15 protein-coding genes are annotated in these 19,114 nt (G+C 68.9%); 3 read left to right on the top strand and 12 right to left on the bottom strand.

The genetic code is table 11. The features are described from left to right. Positions 1-9: 9 nt before the first annotated feature. From ACWCOP_RS12400 to tsaE, 5 genes are read right to left on the bottom strand one after another with little or no spacing between them, the layout of a single operon-like run. Positions 10-3,702, bottom strand: a complete 3,693-nt coding sequence (locus ACWCOP_RS12400; RefSeq protein WP_478248601.1) for a UvrD-helicase domain-containing protein — start codon at positions 3,700-3,702, stop codon at positions 10-12. Next, positions 3,699-6,755 carry a double-strand break repair protein AddB gene (gene addB / locus ACWCOP_RS12395; protein ID WP_478248600.1) on the bottom strand — a complete coding sequence of 1,019 codons (3,057 nt, stop codon included), beginning with the start codon at positions 6,753-6,755 and terminating at the stop codon, positions 3,699-3,701. The genes ACWCOP_RS12400 and addB overlap by 4 nt, the downstream gene beginning before the upstream one ends. Next, positions 6,752-7,468: a nucleotidyltransferase family protein gene (locus ACWCOP_RS12390; protein WP_478248599.1), complete on the bottom strand. Its 717-nt coding sequence runs from the start codon at positions 7,466-7,468 to the stop codon at positions 6,752-6,754. Before ACWCOP_RS12390 ends, addB begins: the two co-directional genes overlap by 4 nt. Continuing rightward, a complete protein-coding gene (locus ACWCOP_RS12385; RefSeq protein ID WP_478248598.1) occupies positions 7,465-8,574 on the bottom strand; it encodes an aminoglycoside phosphotransferase family protein in 1,110 nt (369 codons plus the stop codon). Before ACWCOP_RS12385 ends, ACWCOP_RS12390 begins: the two co-directional genes overlap by 4 nt. Continuing rightward, positions 8,555-9,016 (bottom strand): tRNA (adenosine(37)-N6)-threonylcarbamoyltransferase complex ATPase subunit type 1 TsaE, encoded by a 462-nt coding sequence (tsaE, locus tag ACWCOP_RS12380; RefSeq protein ID WP_478248597.1) that lies wholly within the window; start codon positions 9,014-9,016, stop codon positions 8,555-8,557. The genes ACWCOP_RS12385 and tsaE overlap by 20 nt, the downstream gene beginning before the upstream one ends. 147 nt (positions 9,017-9,163) lie before the next feature. Here tsaE and ACWCOP_RS12375 point away from each other — a divergent pair, with 147 nt between their 5' ends. From ACWCOP_RS12375 to ACWCOP_RS12365, 3 genes are all read left to right on the top strand, one after another. Beyond that, positions 9,164-10,378 carry an NAD(P)/FAD-dependent oxidoreductase gene (locus tag ACWCOP_RS12375; RefSeq protein ID WP_478248596.1) on the top strand — a complete coding sequence of 405 codons (1,215 nt, stop codon included), beginning with the start codon at positions 9,164-9,166 and terminating at the stop codon, positions 10,376-10,378. 66 nt (positions 10,379-10,444) lie between these two features. Next, entirely contained in the window at positions 10,445-10,765 is a 321-nt protein-coding gene (locus tag ACWCOP_RS12370; protein WP_478248595.1) for a 2Fe-2S iron-sulfur cluster-binding protein, read from the top strand. A gap of 49 nt (positions 10,766-10,814) precedes the next feature. Then, positions 10,815-11,402: a hypothetical protein gene (locus tag ACWCOP_RS12365; RefSeq protein ID WP_478248594.1), complete on the top strand. Its 588-nt coding sequence runs from the start codon at positions 10,815-10,817 to the stop codon at positions 11,400-11,402. On the opposite strand, the gene ACWCOP_RS12360 is transcribed toward ACWCOP_RS12365, so the two are convergent. The 7 genes from ACWCOP_RS12360 to cysG form a co-directional block, all read right to left on the bottom strand. Continuing rightward, a complete protein-coding gene (locus ACWCOP_RS12360) occupies positions 11,399-12,493 on the bottom strand; it encodes a THUMP domain-containing class I SAM-dependent RNA methyltransferase (RefSeq protein WP_478248593.1) in 1,095 nt (364 codons plus the stop codon). The two genes, ACWCOP_RS12365 and ACWCOP_RS12360, sit on opposite strands and share 4 nt — an antisense overlap. A gap of 281 nt (positions 12,494-12,774) precedes the next feature. Then, complete coding sequence (locus tag ACWCOP_RS12355) at positions 12,775-13,596, bottom strand: ferredoxin--NADP reductase (RefSeq protein ID WP_478248592.1); 822 nt, start codon at positions 13,594-13,596, stop codon at positions 12,775-12,777. A 12-nt stretch (positions 13,597-13,608) separates the two neighbouring features. Next, the gene (locus ACWCOP_RS12350) at positions 13,609-14,613 is read right to left on the bottom strand and encodes a cysteine synthase A (RefSeq protein WP_478248591.1); all 1,005 of its coding nucleotides are present in this window, start codon (positions 14,611-14,613) and stop codon (positions 13,609-13,611) included. A gap of 12 nt (positions 14,614-14,625) precedes the next feature. Beyond that, the gene (locus ACWCOP_RS12345; RefSeq protein WP_478248590.1) at positions 14,626-15,723 is read right to left on the bottom strand and encodes a phosphoadenylyl-sulfate reductase; all 1,098 of its coding nucleotides are present in this window, start codon (positions 15,721-15,723) and stop codon (positions 14,626-14,628) included. Then, the gene (locus ACWCOP_RS12340; RefSeq protein ID WP_478248589.1) at positions 15,713-17,344 is read right to left on the bottom strand and encodes a nitrite/sulfite reductase; all 1,632 of its coding nucleotides are present in this window, start codon (positions 17,342-17,344) and stop codon (positions 15,713-15,715) included. The genes ACWCOP_RS12345 and ACWCOP_RS12340 overlap by 11 nt, the downstream gene beginning before the upstream one ends. After that, complete coding sequence (locus tag ACWCOP_RS12335; protein ID WP_478248588.1) at positions 17,331-17,630, bottom strand: DUF2849 domain-containing protein; 300 nt, start codon at positions 17,628-17,630, stop codon at positions 17,331-17,333. The genes ACWCOP_RS12340 and ACWCOP_RS12335 overlap by 14 nt, the downstream gene beginning before the upstream one ends. Beyond that, positions 17,627-19,018 (bottom strand): siroheme synthase CysG, encoded by a 1,392-nt coding sequence (cysG, locus tag ACWCOP_RS12330; protein WP_478248587.1) that lies wholly within the window; start codon positions 19,016-19,018, stop codon positions 17,627-17,629. The genes ACWCOP_RS12335 and cysG overlap by 4 nt, the downstream gene beginning before the upstream one ends. Between the last annotated feature and the right edge of the window lie 96 nt (positions 19,019-19,114).

Here is a 19,114-nt window from a genome sequence, read left to right as displayed (position 1 = left end):
GCTGAAGACCTAAGAACGCGGCGCGCCCCGGTCAAGCGATGATGCGCCGCTTGACCGCGCCCGGGCGCGCTTCAAGACATCGTCAAGGCGCGCTTCAGGCAAAGCCATGAGCCGCGGCGCGTCGGTCCACAGCAGCGCGCAGCGCACCGGTTTTCCCGGATGCAGCGCCTGCAACAGCGCGCGATAGGCCGCCATCTGCGCGAAATAAGCGTCGGGCACGTCTTCAACCGCTTCCGGCGGCGGGCGGTTGGTCTTGTAGTCCACGATCAGAACCTCGTGATCGGTGACCACCAGCCGGTCGATCTGGCCGTTCACCACCATATTGTCCGGCAGACCCGGCGCACGGCCCGACACGGCGGCTTCAGCGCGCGAGCCGGGCGCGAACAGAGCCGCGAACTCCGGATCGTTCAGCACACGCAGGGTTTCCGCTGCAATCTCGCCGCGCTGGGCCTCGCTCAGGTCTTTCTGGGCGGCGAGATACTTCATCGCTGAGTCCGCCCGGCGCTCCGGCGCCAGATCGGGCAGGGTCTGCAGCAGCTTGTGGATCAGTCCGCCGCGCCGGAAGCGCTGCTCGCCCCCCTTGGCCAGCGGCGACAGCGACGCCGGCTCAAACCCACTCTCTTCCTCGCCCAGAAGGCGCGACGGCGCGGCGGCGCGCGGCGCAGCCGGCTCCGGTCCTGGGGCGCGGGTCGCCCAGTCGGGAAGGTCCGGCGCCGGGCGGGTCAGCCCGCCCGCGCGGCCCAGCGGGGCGGGATCAGGACCAAAGCGCCGGCCCGGCGGGGCCTCCCAGCCGTTTTCTTCGGCGACCGCGTCCAGCGTCGTGCGGACCTCGCGCCAGCCCTCGCCCTGAAACGCCCGTTCGCAGCGGTCGAGCCAGCTGCCCTCATCGATTTTGCCGCCGTTTCCGTGGGTGTGGCCGCACACGACAAGGCGGTCGCGCGCCCGCGTCATCGCCACATACAAAAGGCGCTGATACTCGCCGTCGGCGGCGAGCTGGGCTGTGTCCTTCAGGCTTTGTACAAGTCTTGGAAGATTGGAGGAATCCGGCGCCCAGACCAGGCCCGAAGCGGCGTGGAAATGCAGCCCGCCAGAGCGGTCTTTCGGGATCTGCGTGGTGTCCGGCAGGAAGACGATGGGCGCTTCAAGACCCTTGGCGCCGTGCACCGTCATCACCCGCACTTCGCCGCGCCCGGCCTCCATCTCGCGCTTCACCTCGGCGGCGTCCACGCTCATCTCGGCGACGAAGCGCGAAAGCGACGGCGCGCCGTCGCGCTCATGGGCGAGGGCTCGGGAGAGGAATTCTTCCGCCGGATCGCGGGCCTCTTCGCCCAGGCGCGCGTAGAGCCGGGCGAGGCGGCTTTCGCCGCTGCTGGACGCCTGGTTTAAAAAGCGGGCGAAAAATGCGTAGGGCGCATCGGCGTCGACGCGCGCACGGGCCGCCTCCAGCGCGGCGCGCGCCTCGGTGAAGCGGGGGTCTTCAAACCCGCGCAGCTTTTCCCACAGGCGCCGGCCAGGGCGCCTGGACAGATCAAACAGCGCGTCGTCGCCGATGATCGGCGCAGGCGTGCCCATGGGCTGAAAGAACGGGCTTTTCAGCACTTCGGCCAGGGACAAATCGTCTTCGGGCAGCAGCGCGAATTTGGCCAGCGACAGGAGATCCTCCACCACCAGCTGGTCGGGCAGGGTCATCCGGTCGGCGCCCGCCACCGGCACGCGCTTCAGCTTTAGCCGCCGTATGATCTCTTCGAAAAGCCCGCCGCGCCGGCGCACCAGCACCAGGATGTCGCCGGGGGTTGCGGGCCTTTGAACCCAGCTCGGCTCTTCCTCCCAAACCGCGTCGCCGCGCTCCAGGACCGCCGCGATCTCGCTCGCTACGGCCTCGGCGAGTTGATTGCGGGCGCTGTCCTTGCGTTCCGCGTCCACCGGGCGCAGCTCCAGCTCTTCATCGTCGGGCATGTCGGGCTTGGGCACGGCCGGCCAGACCTCTACGCAGCCGGGCATGTTCGCGCGCGCCGCGCGGTGGCCCTCATAGCGGTGGAAGGCCAGGGAATCGCGCGCCGTCTCCGTTTCCGGATCGGCCATGAGAAGCTTGGTCTCCAGCGCCAGCGCGGCGTCCTTGGTTTCCGGCGCCGATAGCGCGGTTGCTTCCGCAGTGAAGGCGCGGTCCACCGCTTCGAGCACTTCGCGGGTGGAGCGAAAGGACACGTCCAGCGGCGGCGAGCGGAAGATGAGCCCGGCGCCGGCGGCCTCGGCCTGCAGCCGCTTGCGTTGGGCGAGGAATTCTTTTGGGTCGGCGTTCTGGAACGAGTAGATCGACTGCTTCTCATCGCCGACGCAGAACACCGAGCGGGCCAGTGCTCCCTGCACAGCTTCGCGCGCGCCCTCGCCGGCGAAGAACTCTTCGGTGACGGCGTTGATCACCGACCATTGCTCCGGCGCGGTGTCCTGGGCCTCATCCACCAGCACGTGCTCCAGCCCCTGATCGAGCTTGTAGAGCGCCCACACCCGCGCCTCGCTGTCGGTGAGGAGCGCGCGGGCGCGGTCCACCAGATCGGAGAAGTCCAGCACCCGGCGCCGTCTCAGGCGCGCGCCGTATTCCTCAAGGAATCGCGAGGCCAGATGCAGGGCCGCGCGGCTCACCTCATTGGCCTTGCCCGCGGCCACGAAGGGAATCGCCTCGTCAGCGATGCGATGGCGCTCCGAGCCGTCCTCGCCATAGAGCGTCACCAGGATGCGATAGGTCTCGCCGAGCTTCTTGGTGAAGATCGAGCCGGGCTTTTTCAGCTCGCCCTTGGCGGTGGTGATCCAGTCGATATAGAGCCGGGCGGCCATGGCTGGATCGTCGACGCCGACGCCAAGCACCTCGTGCAACTCCGCCGCGCTGTTCTCGCAGGTGGCGCCTGATCCAGACTGCAGCGCGCTCAAGGCCGCTTCCAGATCGTCGGTCTCGGTTTCCGCCCAGACCACCTCAAGGGCATGGGCTTCGTCGGTTTCCGGCTCCACGCCCAGCGCCAGGCTCGCCCGGTCCATGAGCGCCTCGGCCGAGCCCGCCTCGTCCAGCAGCGCCTCCAGCCGGTGGCGCTTGTTGGCGGCGAAGGCGGTCAGCGTGTTCAGCGCGTCCGGCCCGCAGCCGGCCAGCAGGCTCGCGATCGCTCGCGCGCTCTCACCGGCGGGGTCCTGCAGCGCCGCCCTGGTGACCGCATCCAGCGCCTCGGATTTCAGCGCCGCGCCGGCGGCGTCGTCCTGAACCTCAAAGCCCGGCGGCAGGCCGGCCTCCAGCGGGAAGCGGCGCAAAAGGCTTTCACAGAACGCGTGCAGGGTCTGGATCTTCAGCCCGCCAGGCGTCTCCAAAGCGCGCGCGAACAGGCGCCGCGCCTGCGCCAGATCGGGCCGCACGCCGCCGCCGGAGAGCTCGTCGAGCTTTTTCGACAGCACGTCGTCGGACAGGGTCGACCAGCCTCCCAGCTTCTTGAACAGGCGGGTCTGCATCTCGCCCGCGGCGGCCTTGGTGAAGGTGACGCAGAGGATCCGCTCCGGCTCCGCCCCGGCCAAGAGCAGGCGCGCCACCCGGTCCACCAGGACGCGGGTCTTGCCCGAGCCGGCGTTGGCCTCGACAAACACGGTGCTGGCCGGATCGGCGGCGTCGCGCTGGGCGGCGCTGGCGCTCTCCACGATGGCGGGATCAAAGCCGGGTTTCGTCATGATCCGCCTGCGGGCTCGCCGCCGTCTTCAGCCGCGCTCGCCCATTCCTTGCGCCGGGCGAGATGGTCGTAATCGCCCCATTGATTGGTGTATTTGGCCCGCGGCTGGCTGAGATAGGTGCGCTGCGGGTCGTCGAAGATTTCGATCCAGCGGGCGAGCTCGTCGCGAGCGTCTTCTGCGAGATCAGAGGGTTCTTCAGTGCCCGGCTTCTTCACCACCGAGACTTCCTCGCCGGGCGATTTGCCGCCGGAGACGCGCACATAGATGAGATCGCCCGGCTCATGGCTGGGGCAATCGTCAAACCCGCCGCGCGCCGCCATGGCCGCGGTGAGGGGAAGCTGGGGCGCGAAGCCCGCGGCGACCTCCTTCTTGGTGGCCGCGCGTCCGGTCTTGTAGTCGATGATGTCCAGCGCCCCGTCCGGGCGCAGATCGATGCGGTCGGCCCGGCCGGTGAGGGTGAACGGGCCGGCGGGCATGTCCAGCACCATCTCTCCATCGCTCTCGATGGCCACCGGGCGAAAGCCCAGACGGCGGCGATTGGACTCCCAGTCCAGAAGGAAGGCCGCCATGCGCGCAAAGCGGGGCATCTCCACGCCCAGGCGCGCTTCTGGAAAGCCTGCGGCCTCCAGCTGCTCACGGCCGAGGCGCTTAAGGCGCTCCAGCGCGTCGCGCGGCAGGGTGTCGGTGTCGGGCAGCGAGCGCGTCCACCGCTCGATCGCCGCGTGATAGGCCTTGCCGCGCTCAGCCGGGCCGGGCTCGCGATCGAGATCATCAAGCTTTTTCAGGTGCAGTATGTTGCGGGCGAAGATCGCATAGGGATCGCGGATCCAGGTCTCGATCTTCGTCACTGAAAGCTGGCGCGGACGCGCCTCCACCGGCGGTGCGGGTTCGGGCGCCTGGATCGAAGAGCGCTGCTCGCCGGGATCGTCCAGGGCGCGGGCCAGGGCGAGATAGTCCAGCGGCGGCGACAGCCGGGCGTCGGCCTCAGCCTCGCCCAGCGCGCCGCGCGCCAGGGTCTGCAGCCGCCACAGCCAGCGCGAGGCGACGGTGGGCGCGCCGTCCTGCTTGCTGGCGCGCGTCAGGATCACGTCGCGTGTGGCGGCCAGTTGCGCAAAGTCATGGGCGGCGAGCCCGAAGCGCTGTTCCGGCGCGGCGAGCCCTGCGGCCTTGCGCATGCCGCGTGACAGAAATGGATCGGCTTTGGGTGAGGCCGGCCAGACGCCCTCGTTCAGCCCGCCCAGGATCACCCGCTCGGCGTTGACCAGCCGGGCCTCCAGCGGCCCAAGAATCTGCAAGCGCGGATGGGCGCCATAGGTGGGGCGCACCAGCCGCGCGCGCGCCGTCTCCAGCAACGCGCGGGCGAAATCGCGCAAGGACAGCGGCGGCAGGGCTTCGGCCTCGGTAAGAAATTCGCGCACCAGGCCGGCGGCGGCCTCGCCATAATCGCCCGCCCAGACCCGGTCGGCGCCGGGCTGCGCGTCGGTGGCCGCCAGCGCCTCGGCCGAGATCGCCAGCGCCCGCGCCCAGTCCTTGGCGCGGTGCTCGCCGGTGAGCGCGTAGAGCGGCGCAAGCGCATCGGCGAAGGCGTCCGCGATCGCGGCCCAGCGCTCTTTCTCCTCGTCCTTCAGGCGCTCATGGCCGCGAATGAGATCGGCGATGGACTGAGGCGTGAGGCCGGGCCGGCGCCCGCGCAGGGCCGCGCGCTCCAGGGCGCCGATTTCCGGCTTCAAACGCGCCCGATCCCGGCCCAGCGCCAGCAGCGGTGAATTGGCCAGCGCCGTAAACGCCAGCGCCGAACCCGGGGCCAGCGCGCAGTCGAGCACCCGCATCAGAAAGGCGCCCGGCGCGGTGTCGGAGAGCGGCGTGCCGGCGCTGTCGTCCAGCGTGATTTCAAACCGGTTCATCTCAACGCTCACCCGGCGGGCCAGCGCCCGGTCGGGCGTCACCAGCACGGCGCGCGCGCCCGGCGTCTCCAGGGTTTCACGCAAGGCCAAGGCGATGGCGCGCGCCTCTTCGCCGGGCGTGGGCGCCTCAATCACCGAAAGCCCGTTCAGCGCGCGCTCGAACACGTCTGGGCCCCAGCCCTCTTTCAGGTCCTCCACCCGCGCCAGCCAGTCGGAGGTGGCTTCAGCCGGGCGAAGGGCTTCTGCGATGACGCGAACGCGCCGCGCCTCATCCTCGCCTTCGCCGGCGCCGGGCCAGACCGCCACGTCTTCTCGCGCGATCTCCATGGTCTCGATCAGGGTCTTCATGGCGCGTTGCGGATGGGAATCGTCGACAGCCTCCCAGGCGCGGGCATCCATGTCCGACTGGAAGCCGGGCAGCACCACCGCACCCCGCGGCAGGCGGGCGACCACGTTCAGAAGATCGGCCGCCGCCGGGATCGATCCGGTGGAGCCGGCGGCGATGACCGGCGCGTCCGGCGGCTGCTCGGTCCACCGCCGGGCCAGTGCGCGCAGAAGCCGCGAGCGCCGCTCGGCGGGGTCCACGTGGCCAAGCTCGGCCAGCCTTGCCGGCCAGGCCTCCATCACGATGTCCAGAAACATCGCCGCCTCGCCCATATGGGCCGGCAGATTGGCGCGCACGTCGGCGGTGAGGGCGGAGAGATCGTCCACTTCTTCAGTGGCGAGGTCATCAAGGAGCCGCGCCAGATCATCTGCCAGCGCCAGCGCCCCGCCGGCGCCCATGGAGCGGCCCGACGCGCTCTCGCGCGCCAGGATCAGGTGCGCCAGCTCAAACCGGCGCCGCCCGATGGAGATCGCCTCAGGCGCGGCGCCGGCGAGCTCGCCGGGTTCAAACGGCGGATCGTCCGCGTCCACATCGCCGATGGGCCGGATCATGGGCAGGAGCGCCGCGCCGGGCGCGTCCTCAAGGCGGGTGAAGGCGTCTGCGAGCGCCCGCCCGGCCCGGCGTGTGGGCAGAAGCACGGTGACCGCGCTCAAGCTTTCAGGATCGGGAAACGCCGCGTGAAGCCCGCGCGCCAGAGCGTCCACGAACCCGGAAGAGGGCGGGATGGTGAAAAGGCGCGGAGCCGGGCCGTCAAACAGCGTCATGACCTGCAGCCTAGCCGATTCTCCGCCTCGTCGCGGGCGTCCGGATCGCCCACATGCATCCAGTAGCTGTCCATGGGAAGGCCGAAGACGCGCGATGACGCCAGCGCCTTGTCCCAGAGCCGGTTGGTGGAGAAGATTTCTTCGGGTTCGCCCTGCAGCACGCGCGGATGCATCACCTGCACGCCGGCATAGGCGAAGGGCGCGCTGTCATGGTCGCCGCGCCGCTCGATCCGGCCGTCTTCGTGGAGCAGGAAATCACCGTCGCCGGAATAACCCAGCTGGCGTTCGAGCGGGGCCAGCAGCAGCAGAAAATCCATGGTCTCCGGATCGAACGCGGCGGCCAGGCGCGACAGCTCGGCCATCTCGCCTTCATCGACCCAGACCGAGTCTGAATTGGCCACGAACACCGGATCGGCTCCCAGCAGCGGCGCGGCTTTCACCAGCCCGCCGCCAGTCTCCAGCAGCATGTCGCGTTCATCGGAAATGGCGATCTTCGGACTTTTGCGGTCCTTGATATGGGCTTCCAGCGCGTCGGCGTAATGATGGACATTGACCACCGCGCGCGTCACCCCGGCGTCTTCGAACTTGTCCAGCATCCAGTCGATGAGGGATTTGCCGCACACCTCCACCATGGCCTTGCAGCAGGAGTCCGTAAGCGGGCGCATACGCGTGCCTCGCCCGGCGGCCATGGCCATGGCTGTGGTGATTTTCAAAGTCCGGCCTCCTTGAACACGCCGGGGGCGATCTCGCGCACAATCCTCTGAACCGGGGCGAGCGCGGGGTTGGCGATGTCCCTGACGAAATGGCGCGCCACGCGCGGCATGAAGTCAGCGTAGCGGGGCTTGCCGTCGCGCTCCACCAGGCGCACGAAAATCCCTAAAATCTTGGCGTTGCGCTGGGCGGCGAGCACGGCGTAGGCGGCGTCGAAGGCGGCGCGGTTCGAAAGCATCGCCTTGTAGAAGAACCGGTCGGCCAGCGGCCGGTGCAGATCGGCCGGCACGTCGCGGCGGGCGTCTTCCAGAAGCGAGACCAGATCATAGGCGGGATGGCCGAACAGTGCGTCCTGAAAGTCCAGCAAGCCGACCCGCGCCTCGGCCTCTCGCTCAGGCAGCCAGATCAGGTTTTCGGCGTGATAATCGCGAAGGTTCAGGCCCGGCGCATGGGCGGTGAGCGCCGGCAGGACCTCGCCCCAGGCGCCATGCCAGTCGGCGCGCAGCTCGGGCGTCACCGCCACGCCGCAGCGACGCACCACGTACCAGTCCAGGAACAGATCAGCCTCGGTGAGCAGCGCGGTCGCGTCATAGTCCTGGATCGTCCACGAATGACCGAAAGCCTGCGGCGTGCGCTCGATGGAGGATCGCTGGATGGCCGCGAGCGTCTCCACCGCGTGGGCGTAGAGCGTGCCTTCATGGGCGCGGGCGGGGATCGCGCGGGCGAACAGGTCATCGCCGAGATCTTCCAGCAGCAAAAAGCCCGCCGGCACGTCGGCCTCGAAAATCTTCGGCGCTGAAAAGCCCCGCGCGGTGAGCGCCTGGGCGATGGCGGCGAAGGCGGCGGTGTTGTTGCCGGCCAGGCGCGCCAGAGCATTGTAGCCAAGCTTTGCGCGGTCCTGCGGCGAGGCGTCGGCGGGGCAGGCGGGCGCTTCAGAGCCGCCGGGCGCGTCCATCACCAGAGCGGTCGTCCCGTCGCCGCGGTGCAGGCGCGCATAGCGCCGCGTCGAGGCGTCGCCGGGAAACGGCTCCAGGCGCGCCCCGGCAAGGCCGCAGGCGGCGATGAAATCGGCGCGCGCTCTGTCACGCTCAGTCGGCGAGTTGGCCAAGCCGGTCCTCCCAGGCCCCGAAGGCGGTCAGGCGCGCGCGCCGTCCGCCGTCTTCTGTTTCATCGAGCTGGATCTCCAGCCTGTCCGGCGGCCGCCAGCCCGGCGCCCGGTCGGGCCATTCGATGAGCGCCGCGCCATGGTCCAGCGCCTCATCCAGGCCCAGCTCGTCAAGCTCGCCCTCATCGGTCAGCCGGTAAAGATCGGCGTGCAGCAATAAAAAGCCGGCGCCGGTCTCATAGCTCTGCACCAGGGTGAAGGTGGGGCTGGGCGCGTCGGTCTCGCCGGTGAGCGCCTCGATGACGGCGCGCGCCAGCGTGGTCTTGCCCGCGCCCAGCTCACCGAACAGCAAGACCGCGTCGCCCACCTTCAACGCCGCCGCCAGACGGGCGCCGAAGCGCGCCGCCGCAGCCGTGCCTGGAAGCGTTAAAGCCAGCCTGCCCATGGCGTCTGGTCTAGGACGGGGCCGCGCCGCTTACAAGCGCGCCGCGTGGCTCATCCACAGCCCTGTTCGCAGCCTCGCATGCTTGACTAAACCGGGCGGGCGCGGCGCCATGGACGCCACACAGGAATGACGAAGGAGCAGCGGCGCTTGGCCAAGGGTATTGTGATCATCGGGGGCGGCCAGGCGGGGCTCTCCGCCGCGGCCGAGCTGAGAAAGCGCAAATACGCTGGGCCGGTGACCCTGCTGGCCGGTGAGGATGCGCTTCCCTATCAGCGTCCGCCTCTGTCGAAGACCTATCTCTCCGGCGAGATGCCGCTGGACCGGCTCTGGCTGAAGCCGGAGGCGTTCTACGCCAAGGCCGGGATCGATCTACGCACCGGCGTGCGCGCGCACGCCATCGACCGCGCAAGCGGCGAGGTGATCTGCGAGGACGGTGCGCGCCTCGGCTATGACGATCTGATTCTCGCCACCGGCGGTGAGGCGCGCCGCCCGCCCATCCCCGGCGCCGGGCTTGAGGGCGTCCATGTCCTGCGCACGCTGGCGGAGGCCGACGCGCTGTCGGCGGCGCTGGAGCAGGCGAAAACGCTGGTGATCATCGGGGCGGGCTATATCGGACTTGAGGTGGCGGCCTCGTCTCGCAAGCGCGGCAAGGAGGTCGTGGTGCTGGAGGCGGCCGACCGGCCCATGTCGCGCACGGCGAGCCCGCTCCTGTCGGGCTGGTTCGGCGCCATCCATCGCGGCTATGGCGTGGATCTGCGCGTGGGCGCGGCGGTCGATCGCATCCTGGGCGAAACCCGCGTCACCGGCGTCGCGGTCGGCGAGGAGGCGATCGAGGCTGATCTGGTGCTTATCGCCGCCGGGCTCACCCCCAATGTGGCGCTGGCTGAAGCGGCGGGCCTGGCCGTGAGCGACGGGATCGAGGTGGACGCGCACGCACGCACATCCGATCCGCACATCTATGCGGTGGGCGATGTCGCCCGCTTCACCCTGCCGCGCTATGGCGCCAGCGTGCGCCTTGAGAGCGTCCACAACGCCATCGAACAGGCCAAGGCCGCCGCGCGGTCGATCCTGGGCGAGGGCGAGCCCTATGATCCGGTGCCCTGGTTCTGGTCGGACCAGTATGAGCTGAAACTGCAGATCGCCGGGCTGATCGAGGGCGCCGACACAATGGTGCGCCGCGGCGATCCCGAAGAGGGACGGTTTGCACTGTTTCACCTGAGGGATGGCGCGCTCATCGCCTGCGAGGCGGTGAACTGCGCGCCCGAATTCATGGCCGCCCAGCGCATGATCGCCGCCGGCGCGCGGCCCGATCCGGAGAGGCTTCGTGATCAGAGTGTGGCGATGAAGGACTTCCTGTCCTAAATACGCCTGCGAACCGGCGCGCCAAAGCGCCCGGATAGTCCCGCGTTGAGCAGAGCAAGCGAGCCCATGGCGAAGATCACCTATATCGAACATGACGGAACCGAACACCGCGTCGACGTGGAGGACGGCATGACCGTCATGGAGGGCGCCGTCCGCAACATGGTGCCGGGCATCGATGCCGATTGCGGCGGCGCGTGCGCCTGCGCCACCTGCCATGTCTTTGTGGATGAGGCCTGGACGGCGAAAACCGGCGAGCGCTCCTCCATGGAGGAGAGCATGCTCGATTTCGCCTCGGACGTGCGGGACAATTCGCGTCTTTCATGCCAGATTAAGGTTTCCGGCGCGCTGGACGGCCTGATCGTGCGCATGCCGGAGGAGCAGGGCTAGTCCGCACACATCGCGGCGCCCGGTTTCAAGGGGGGCAGGCGGCGAGGGGATGGCGGAGATGGCGTTGCGGGCGCGGCTCAGATCAGCGATTGCGGCGGGGGCGGTCTTTGCGCTCACCGCTTGCGCGCCTGAAGGCCGCGCGCCGGACAGGATCGAGATCGGCGAAGAGCGCCATCCGGTCTACCGTCTCACCAGCCTGTCTGATCCTTACGGCGATCTTTTCGTGGCGCCGGACCAGGGCGTGTTCATCGATTTTGGACGCACCGAAGCCATCGTGTCGTGTGAGCGGCGCGGCTATGCCTGCATGCAGTGGCCGTTCGTGTTTTCTTTCCCGGACGAGGGCGATCCGCCGTCCGGCGGCTGGCAGGCGGCGGGATATGATTTCAGGATCGTGGCCGAAACCGAGCGTAATTTCTGCGGCCGCACGCGCCGGGCCTATCTGGTTGAAGGCGCGAACGAAACCGGCTGGGCGACGCGGGTCTGGTACCATCCGGACTTTGGCGTCTACGCTGTGATGAGCGGCCAGGCGTCCGAGGGTCAGCTGATGAATGTGGAGCGCGCCTACACCACTTGCGAGCGCGGCCTGTTCAAGCGCCAGGGCCGCATCGCGGCGCTCAGCGAGGCGTCCAGCGGCTAAAGCGCCTTCGTCGTCCACAGCCGGATTTTCAGCCCGCCATGATCCACCACCGGGCCGGGCGCCTCGAAGGGCAGGCGGGTGGCTTTGGCGAGGGTCGCGTCCGACGTGACGAGTCCCACGCGCCAGCCCTCAAACGAGGCTTTCAGTCGCCGGCCCAGCGTGGAATAGAGCGAGCGCAGCGCCGCCGGATCGCCGATCCGCGCGCCATAGGGCGGGTTGACGATCACCAGCCCGGGCGGCCCTGAGGGACGCTCCAGCTCGGCGACCGGGCGCGCTTCAAAATGCATGAAGCCGGAGACGCCGGCGCGCTCGGCGTTGTCCCCGGCGGCCTTGATCGCGGCCGTGTCCCGGTCAAACCCGAAGCCGCGCCAGGCGGGCGCCGCGCCGCCTTCTTTTTTCAGCGCCGCGAAGCGCTCCGCATCGAAGGTTTCCAGCGCTTCAAACGCAAAGCCGCGGGCGCGCCCGGCCTGCAGGCCGGCTGCGATCTCGGCGGCTTCGATGATGAAGGTTCCCGATCCGCACATGGGATCGAGCACAGGCTCCACGCCGTCATAGGCGCAGGCGCGCAGGAACAGTGCGGCGAGAGTTTCGCGGAGGGGCGCCTTCATCACCGCCTGCTTGTGGCCGCGCTTGAACAAGGGCTCGCCGGCCGCGTCGAGGCTGATCGTGCAGACATTGTCATCAATCCGCACACGGATGGTGAGCCCTGCCTCCCGGTCCAGCACCATGCCGGCGGCTGCAAGGGCGGTCTCCACGCGCTGGGCCGCGGCGCCGTCATGGTAGATTTTCGAGCGGCGGCAGCTCGCCTCCACGCGCACCGGCGTACCGGGCTTCAGCGCGCCGGCCCAGTTCACCTGGCGCGATTTCTTGTCCAGCTGAGAGAGATGCACGACGCGAAACTCGGCCAGCTGCACCAGCACGCGCACCGCGCCACGCAGCTCAAGGCAGGCCCGCCACACGTCCGGCCAGCCGCCGCTGAACGCCGCGCCGCCCGCCTGCGGAGTCACGCCGGCAAAGCCGCGCTCGGTCAGTTCGGCGGCGAGGAGGGTTTCAAGGCCGGGCGGACAGACGGCGAAGAGGGTGAGGGTCATGGGCCGAGCTGATACCGGGCCCGCCGGCGAAAGTATATGGCGGGTGGTTGGCTTCTCTGCTCAGAGCGCCCCTTCGCTACTCCTCCCCCTTCACGGGGGAGGTGCGCCGCGCGGCACGCGCGGGGCGGTGGGGGTGTGGGAGCCTCGTCGGTCCGTCTTTCGTGCGGAACCTCCCCCCACCCGACCGCGCCTGCGGCGCGGCCACCCTCCCCGCGAGGGGGAGGGAGTTGCGCTCCGGCGCACACCGATTCCTCCCCCTTAATAGGGGCGCCGGCTCTGCCTCACACGCCGTCGCCGGCGAAGGCCTTCTCCACGACGAAATCGCCGGGCTTGGCGTTGGATCCCTCTTCAAAGCCGCGCGCTTCCAGCATGGTTTTGAGCTCGGCCAGCATCGCCATGGAGCCGCAGATCATCACCCGGTCCTCTGCCGGGTTCAGGAGCGGGCGCCCGATCGCTTCGGCCAGGGCGCCGGTCTCGATGAGCGTGGTGATGCGGCCCGTGCGCGGTCCCTCTTCGCGGGTCACCGATTTGAAATAGATGAGATTTTCAGCGGCGAACTCGCCCACCAGCGGATCGGATCTGACCTGCTCCACCAGCTCCCGCGTATAGGCGAGTTCGGCGGCGGTGCGGCAGGTATGGGTGAAGATCACCTCGTCGAACTGTTCGTAGACGGATGGCTCACGGATGAGGCTGGCGAACGGCGCGGCGCCGGTGCCGGTGGAGAGCATGTAGAGCCGCTTGCCGGGTTTCAGCGCATCGGTCACCAGCGTGCCCACCGGCTTTCGGCCCACCAGGACCCGGTCGCCGGGCTTGATATGACGCAGGCGCGAGGTGAGCGCGCCGCCCTCCACCTTGATGGAGTAAAACTCCAGCGTCTCGTCCCAGCTCGGACTCGCCACCGAATAGGCGCGCAGCACCGGCTTTTTCTCGCCCGGCAGGGCTATCATCAAAAACTCGCCGGGCCGGAATCTCAGCGTGCCGGGGCGCGCGGTGCGAAACCGGAACAGCGTCTCGGTATAGTGCTGAACCTCGCTGACACGGCAGGAGAAGAATGCGCCTTCGTCGATGACATCCGGCATAGAGGTGTCGGGACTATCAAGCATGGCCTGACCTTCTTATTCAGCGTGGGAGGCGAGGGCGGGCGCGTCCTCGCTCCAGGGCGGGACGGGCAGGCCGCGGGCTTTCAGGTAGTCGGGATTGAACAATCGTCCGGCATAGCGCGCGCCGGTGTCGCACAGGAGCGTGACGATCGTCTTGCCCGGCCCCAGATCTTTCGCCAGCCGCAGGGCCCCGGCGATGTTCACCCCCGCCGATCCGCCCAGAGACAGGCCTTCCTGTTCGATGAGATCAAACAGGATGGGTAGAAACTCTGAGTCCTCGATCCGGTAGGCGTAATCGACACTGAGCCCTTCAAGCTGGCCGGTGATACGGCCCACCCCGATGCCTTCGGTGATCGAGCCGGCGCCGGATTCCAGAACCCCGGCGGTGAACCAGGAATAGAGCGCGCCGCCGGAGGGATCGGCCAGGCCGATCTTTATATCGGGCCTGGCCGCGCGCAGCGCCTGAGAGACGCCGGCCAGCGAGCCGCCGGTGCCCGCGGCGCAGATGAAGCCGTCGATCCGGCCGCCGGTCTGCTGCAGGATTTCCGCGCCGGTGGTCGCGGCGTGAAACGCCTTATTGGCCGGGTTGTCGAACTGGTTCGCCCATACCGCGCCGGGGATGGACTGGCTGAGCCGTCGCGAGACATGGACGAAATGATGCTCGCTCGAATAGGGGGCGGGATCCACCTCCACCACCCGCGCGCCGGCGGCGTTCAGCGCCTCGCGCTTGGCCGGGCTCTGCCCGCGCGGCATGACGATGAGCGTCTTGAAGCCCAAAGCCCCGGCCACCAGCGCCAGGCCGACGCCGGTGTTTCCCGCCGTGCCCTCCACGATGGTCCCGCCGGGTTTCAGCGAGCCGTCGGCGATCGCCGCGCGCACCAGGCCCAGCGCCGTACGGTCCTTCACCGAGCCGCCCGGATTGAGGAATTCCGCCTTGCCGTAGATCTCGCATCCGGTGGCGCGCGAGGCGACCTCCAGCTTGATCAGGGGCGTGTTTCCGATGAGGTCGATGACGGACATGCGTGCTGTCTATCAGATCAGGCGGACCGATCCAGCGCGCTCGGCGCGGGCGCTCTTCGCCGGATCGAAAATGCCGCATTCCTCGCGGTCCTCGCCGGCCCAGCGCCCGTCGCGGGATCCGGGCTGCGACGCCGGCACGGTGCAGGGCCAGCACCCGATGGAGGCGTAGCCGGCCTCGGTCAAGGGATGGCTCGGCAGATCCAGCGCCTTGAAGCGCGCGGTGACGTCCTCCGGCGACAGGAAGGCCAGCGGATTGATCTTCACCCGCTCGCCGTCGAACTCGACGGCCCGAAGGGCGCCGCGCGCGCCGCCGTGATAGCGCTTGCGGCCGGTGATCACCGCGTCGAAATCCTCAAGGCCGCGCGCCAGCGGGCGCACCTTTCGAAGCGCGCAGCAGGCCTGACCGTCGCGCTCATAGAGCTTGCCGTCGCTATCCTCTTGCGCGGCCTCGCCGGCGTCAGGCTCCAGCACCCGCACATCCTTCAGGCCCAGCGCCGCAACAAGCTTGTCCTTGTAGGTCAGGGTCTGGGCGAAATGGCGCTGGGTCTCCAGAAACAGGACCGGCGTTTCAGGATCGGCGCCGGCGATGAGGTGCAGGCCCAGGGCCGCCTCGGCGCCAAAGCTCGACAGAAGCGCGATGCGCCCGGCATAGACTTCCAGAGCGCGCGTCAGAATGGTTTCAGGATCCGCGCCTTCCAGCTCCTGCGCGAGCGCCTCGGCGCGGGCCTTGCGCGCGGAGAGGGCGCGCCGGTGCAGGGCGGTGTGGCGGCCCTGCGGCGCACCGGGATCGGGCTGATAGGTATGGGCTGCGCCGTCTCGGGCCCAGCGTGCGGGCGCGCTCTGATCATCGGCCTGAACCGTATCAAAGCCGGAGCGCAGCAGCGCGTCCTTCTGGTCGGGCAAAAGATGTCCCACCGCGCGAAGCCCGCCCTCATATCCATTCTGGCGGAGCATCGCGGCGAGCGAGAAGCCGCGCCCGTCCTTGAAGGTGGCGAACCGCACATCGATGCGGTCGGCGTGGGCGGCCGCTGCGAACGCTTCGGCGGGCGCGATGTCGGCGGGCAGCTCCAGAGCGGTGCGCGCGATCTGACGGGCGGAATCAAGCGCCATAGACGGCCTCCTTGAACGGGTCGGTCCCGATACGGGCGAGGGTTTGGGAAAAGCGCTCGCCGTCTGCGCCGTGGTCGGCGAAGACGCGCACGCAGGCGATCACGGCGCTCACCGCGTCGTCGGCGGACAGGCCGGGGCCGAGGATCTTGCCGATGGCGGCCTCGCCGTCGGCGACCCCGCCAAGGGTGAGCTGGTAGACCTCCTCACCCTTCTTATCGACGCCCAGAAGCCCGATCTCGGCCACATGGTGATGGCCGCAGGCATTGATGCAGCCGGAGATTTTCACCGTGACCTCGCCGGCGGCCTCATCGAGACCGGCGTCTTCAAGACCCATGGAGATGGCTTGCGCGATGGGGATGGAGCGGGCGTTGGCGAGATTGCAGTAATCAAGCCCCGGGCAGGCGACGATGTCGCTGGCGCGGCCCGCATTGGCGGTGGCGAGCCCGGCGTCTTTCAGCGCCTCGAAGAGGACCGGCAGCGCCGCTTCCTCCACATGGGGCAGGACCAGATTCTGCTCCTTGGTGACCCGGATCTCGGTCTCGCCATGGCGCTCGGCGAGATCGGCGATCAGCTCCATCTGCGCCGCGCTCGCATCGCCCGGGGCCTGGCCATAGGCTTTGAGCGCGATCACCACGACGGCGCGGCCGTGGACCTTGTGCGGCTTCACGTTCACCCGCCGCCAGCGGGCGAAGGCGGGATCGGCAGGGGCGTCGATAAGGGCACGGCCCGGCGCGGGCGGGGTGAAGAAGCTTGAGACCCGCTCGATCTCTTCAGCCGGCACGGCGAGATCACGGCCGCGGATCGCCTCATAGGTTTTTTCGACCTCGGCGGCGAAGGTCTCCGGGCCCATATCCTCCACCAGGATCTTGATGCGCGCCTTGTAAAGATTGTCCCGCCGTCCGGCGAGATTATAGACGCGCAAAATCGCGGTGAGATAGGCCAACAGCTCGCGCGCCGGCAGATAGTCGCGGATCTTTGCGGCGATGCGCGGCGTGCGGCCCTGCCCGCCGCCCACATGCACTTCAAAGCCTGTGGCGCCGGCCTCGTCCTGCACCAGCTTCAGCCCGATATCGTGGACGCCGATGGCGGCCCGGTCGGCGGGCGAGCCGGTGACGGCGATCTTGAACTTGCGCGGCAGCCAGGTGAATTCGGGATGGAAGGTCGACCATTGCCGGATCAGCTCGCACCAGGGGCGCGGATCGGCGATCTCGTCCTGTGCGGCGCCGGCGAACGGGTCTGTCGTGGTGTTTCGGATCGTATTGCCCGAGGTCTGGATCGCGTGCATCTCCACGCCCGCCAGAAGGTCCAGGATCTCAGGGATGTCCACCAGCGCCGGCCAGTTATACTGGATGTTCTGGCGCGTGGTGAAATGGCCGTAGCCCTTGTCATATTCGCGCGCGACCCGCGCCAGCATGCGCAGCTGATCTGACGACAGCACGCCATAGGGGATCGCCACGCGCAGCATGTAGGCGTGCAGCTGCAGATACACCCCGTTCATCAGGCGCAGCGGCTTGAACTCGTCTTCGGTGAGGGCGCCGGAAAGCCGCGCGCTCACCTGCTCGCGAAACTCGGCCGTGCGCGCGTTCACCAGCTCGCGGTCGATGACGTCATACTGATACATGGCGCGTTCCCGGCAGGAGTTTCGTGGAGCCGGTGGTGGGCCCGGAAAGCCGGATCGTCTCGCGCACATGCTTGCGCCCGCCGGGGGTGAACCCCTCGCCAGCCTCGATCTCCATCAGATAGGGACCCACCACGGTGAGGCTGTCGCGGGAGGCGGCGCTCAGGGCCGCCTCCTCGGCGTCGCCGGTCAAGCGTTCGGCCCTGCCGGGATCGACGCTCCAGAGCCCGTCGGCGGTGCGATAGACGACCTTGCCGTCGGTGAGGCGGTTGGCGGTGAGGGCCTTCATGCCGCGGCCTCCAGCTCGGCGCGCGCGGAGAGGGCGGCCAGGGCGCCGGGCGCGTGGGTGACCACCTCGCCGATGACGATGGCCGCCGGTCCGGCGATCTGCTCCCGGGCGAGGGCGCCGGCGAGATCGTCCAGCGTCGTGAACACCGTGCGCTCCACCGCAAGGCTGGCGTTTTCCACGATGGCCACCGGGGTCGCTGCCGGCCGGCCCGCCTCGATCAGCCGGCGCGACAGGGTCGCCGCCGTGGCGACGCCCATATAGACCACCAGCGTGTGGGTGACGGCGGCCAGCGCGTCATAGTCCAGCGCCGGACCGCCGGTTTTCGGCCGGCCCGTCACGAACGTCACCGCCTGGGCGGCGTCGCGATGGGTGAGCGGGATCTGGGCGTTGGCGCCGGCGGCCAGCGCAGCGGAGACGCCGGGCGTGACCTGAACCTCGATACCGGCGGCGCGCACCGCTTCGGCTTCTTCGCCGCCGCGGCCGAAGATGAAGCTGTCGCCGCCTTTAAGACGCACGACGCGGCGGCCAAGCCTGGCCTGCTCGATCAGGATTTCGCAGATGCGGGCCTGGGACACCGGATGATGGCCGGCCGTCTTGCCCACATCGATGCGGATCGCGTCGCGGCGGGCGCGGTCGATGATCTCCGGCGACACCAGCCGGTCATGGACGATCACCTCGGCGTCGCGGATCAGGCGCGCGGCTTTCACCGTCAGAAGCTCGGGATCGCCGGGCCCGGCGCCCACAAGATGAACGATCCCAGGACTGTCCGGCTGGTTTCCACGAAGCGCGGCGGCGATGGCGTCGCGCGCGCCCTGACCGTCGCCGGCGTCCGCCCGGCGGGCCGCTTGCCCCCGCAAGGCCCGCTCCCAGAACCGCCGGCGCGTATCCACCGTCGGGAAACGCTCCTTCACCGCATCGCGCAGGGACGCCGCCGCATCGGCCAGACGCCCGATCCCCGGCGGCACCACGCTTTCCAGCGCACTCCTCAGATCCCTTGCCAGCACAGGCGCCGAGCCCCCGGTGGAGAAGGCCACTGTCACCGATCCGCGATCGATGAGGGCGGGGGTGTAGAAGTCGCACAGGGGCAGATCATCAACCACATTGACCAGCGCGCCGGCCCGCTTGGCCTTGCGCACATAGCGCCGGGCGAGGCGCTTGTCCTCCACCCCGATGAACACAAGGCGCGCCCCTTTGAGCTGCGCATCGGCTTTCGCGCCGGTGTGGATCAACGTGCCGGGCTTTAGATCATTCGGCGTTTCAATAGCTTCGCCCAGCGTGCACCAGACCAGCTCGCACGGCGCGGTGCGAAACAGACGCAGCTTGTTAAGCGCGGCCTCGCCTGCGCCGATGACGACGATGCGCGCCCCGGCGAGGGGAATGGCGGGCATGAACTGATCCATGGAGACGACCTTCACGACTGAGAAGCCGAGACAATCGTCGTCAGTAAAGCTTTTTACAAATCAGAATATTTGCGCTTATAAGAA

The sequence above is a fragment of the Apolloniradiicaulis salifontis genome (assembly GCF_053756655.1).
This window is presented reverse-complemented; position numbering and strand designations above follow the sequence as displayed.

What these genes read in the sequence shown, in the direction of transcription:
- ACWCOP_RS12400 (WP_478248601.1), bottom strand. Translation starts at nt 3,702, where the DNA reads ATGACGAAACCCGGCTTTGATCCCGCCATCGTGGAGAGCGCCAGCGCC.
- addB (WP_478248600.1), bottom strand. Translation starts at nt 6,755, where the DNA reads ATGACGCTGTTTGACGGCCCGGCTCCGCGCCTTTTCACCATCCCGCCC.
- tsaE (WP_478248597.1), bottom strand. Translation starts at nt 9,016, where the DNA reads ATGGGCAGGCTGGCTTTAACGCTTCCAGGCACGGCTGCGGCGGCGCGC.
- ACWCOP_RS12370 (WP_478248595.1), top strand. Translation starts at nt 10,445, where the DNA reads ATGGCGAAGATCACCTATATCGAACATGACGGAACCGAACACCGCGTC.
- ACWCOP_RS12365 (WP_478248594.1), top strand. Translation starts at nt 10,815, where the DNA reads ATGGCGGAGATGGCGTTGCGGGCGCGGCTCAGATCAGCGATTGCGGCG.
- ACWCOP_RS12360 (WP_478248593.1), bottom strand. Translation starts at nt 12,493, where the DNA reads ATGACCCTCACCCTCTTCGCCGTCTGTCCGCCCGGCCTTGAAACCCTC.
- ACWCOP_RS12355 (WP_478248592.1), bottom strand. Translation starts at nt 13,596, where the DNA reads ATGCTTGATAGTCCCGACACCTCTATGCCGGATGTCATCGACGAAGGC.
- ACWCOP_RS12350 (WP_478248591.1), bottom strand. Translation starts at nt 14,613, where the DNA reads ATGTCCGTCATCGACCTCATCGGAAACACGCCCCTGATCAAGCTGGAG.
- ACWCOP_RS12345 (WP_478248590.1), bottom strand. Translation starts at nt 15,723, where the DNA reads ATGGCGCTTGATTCCGCCCGTCAGATCGCGCGCACCGCTCTGGAGCTG.
- ACWCOP_RS12340 (WP_478248589.1), bottom strand. Translation starts at nt 17,344, where the DNA reads ATGTATCAGTATGACGTCATCGACCGCGAGCTGGTGAACGCGCGCACG.
- ACWCOP_RS12335 (WP_478248588.1), bottom strand. Translation starts at nt 17,630, where the DNA reads ATGAAGGCCCTCACCGCCAACCGCCTCACCGACGGCAAGGTCGTCTAT.
- cysG (WP_478248587.1), bottom strand. Translation starts at nt 19,018, where the DNA reads ATGCCCGCCATTCCCCTCGCCGGGGCGCGCATCGTCGTCATCGGCGCA.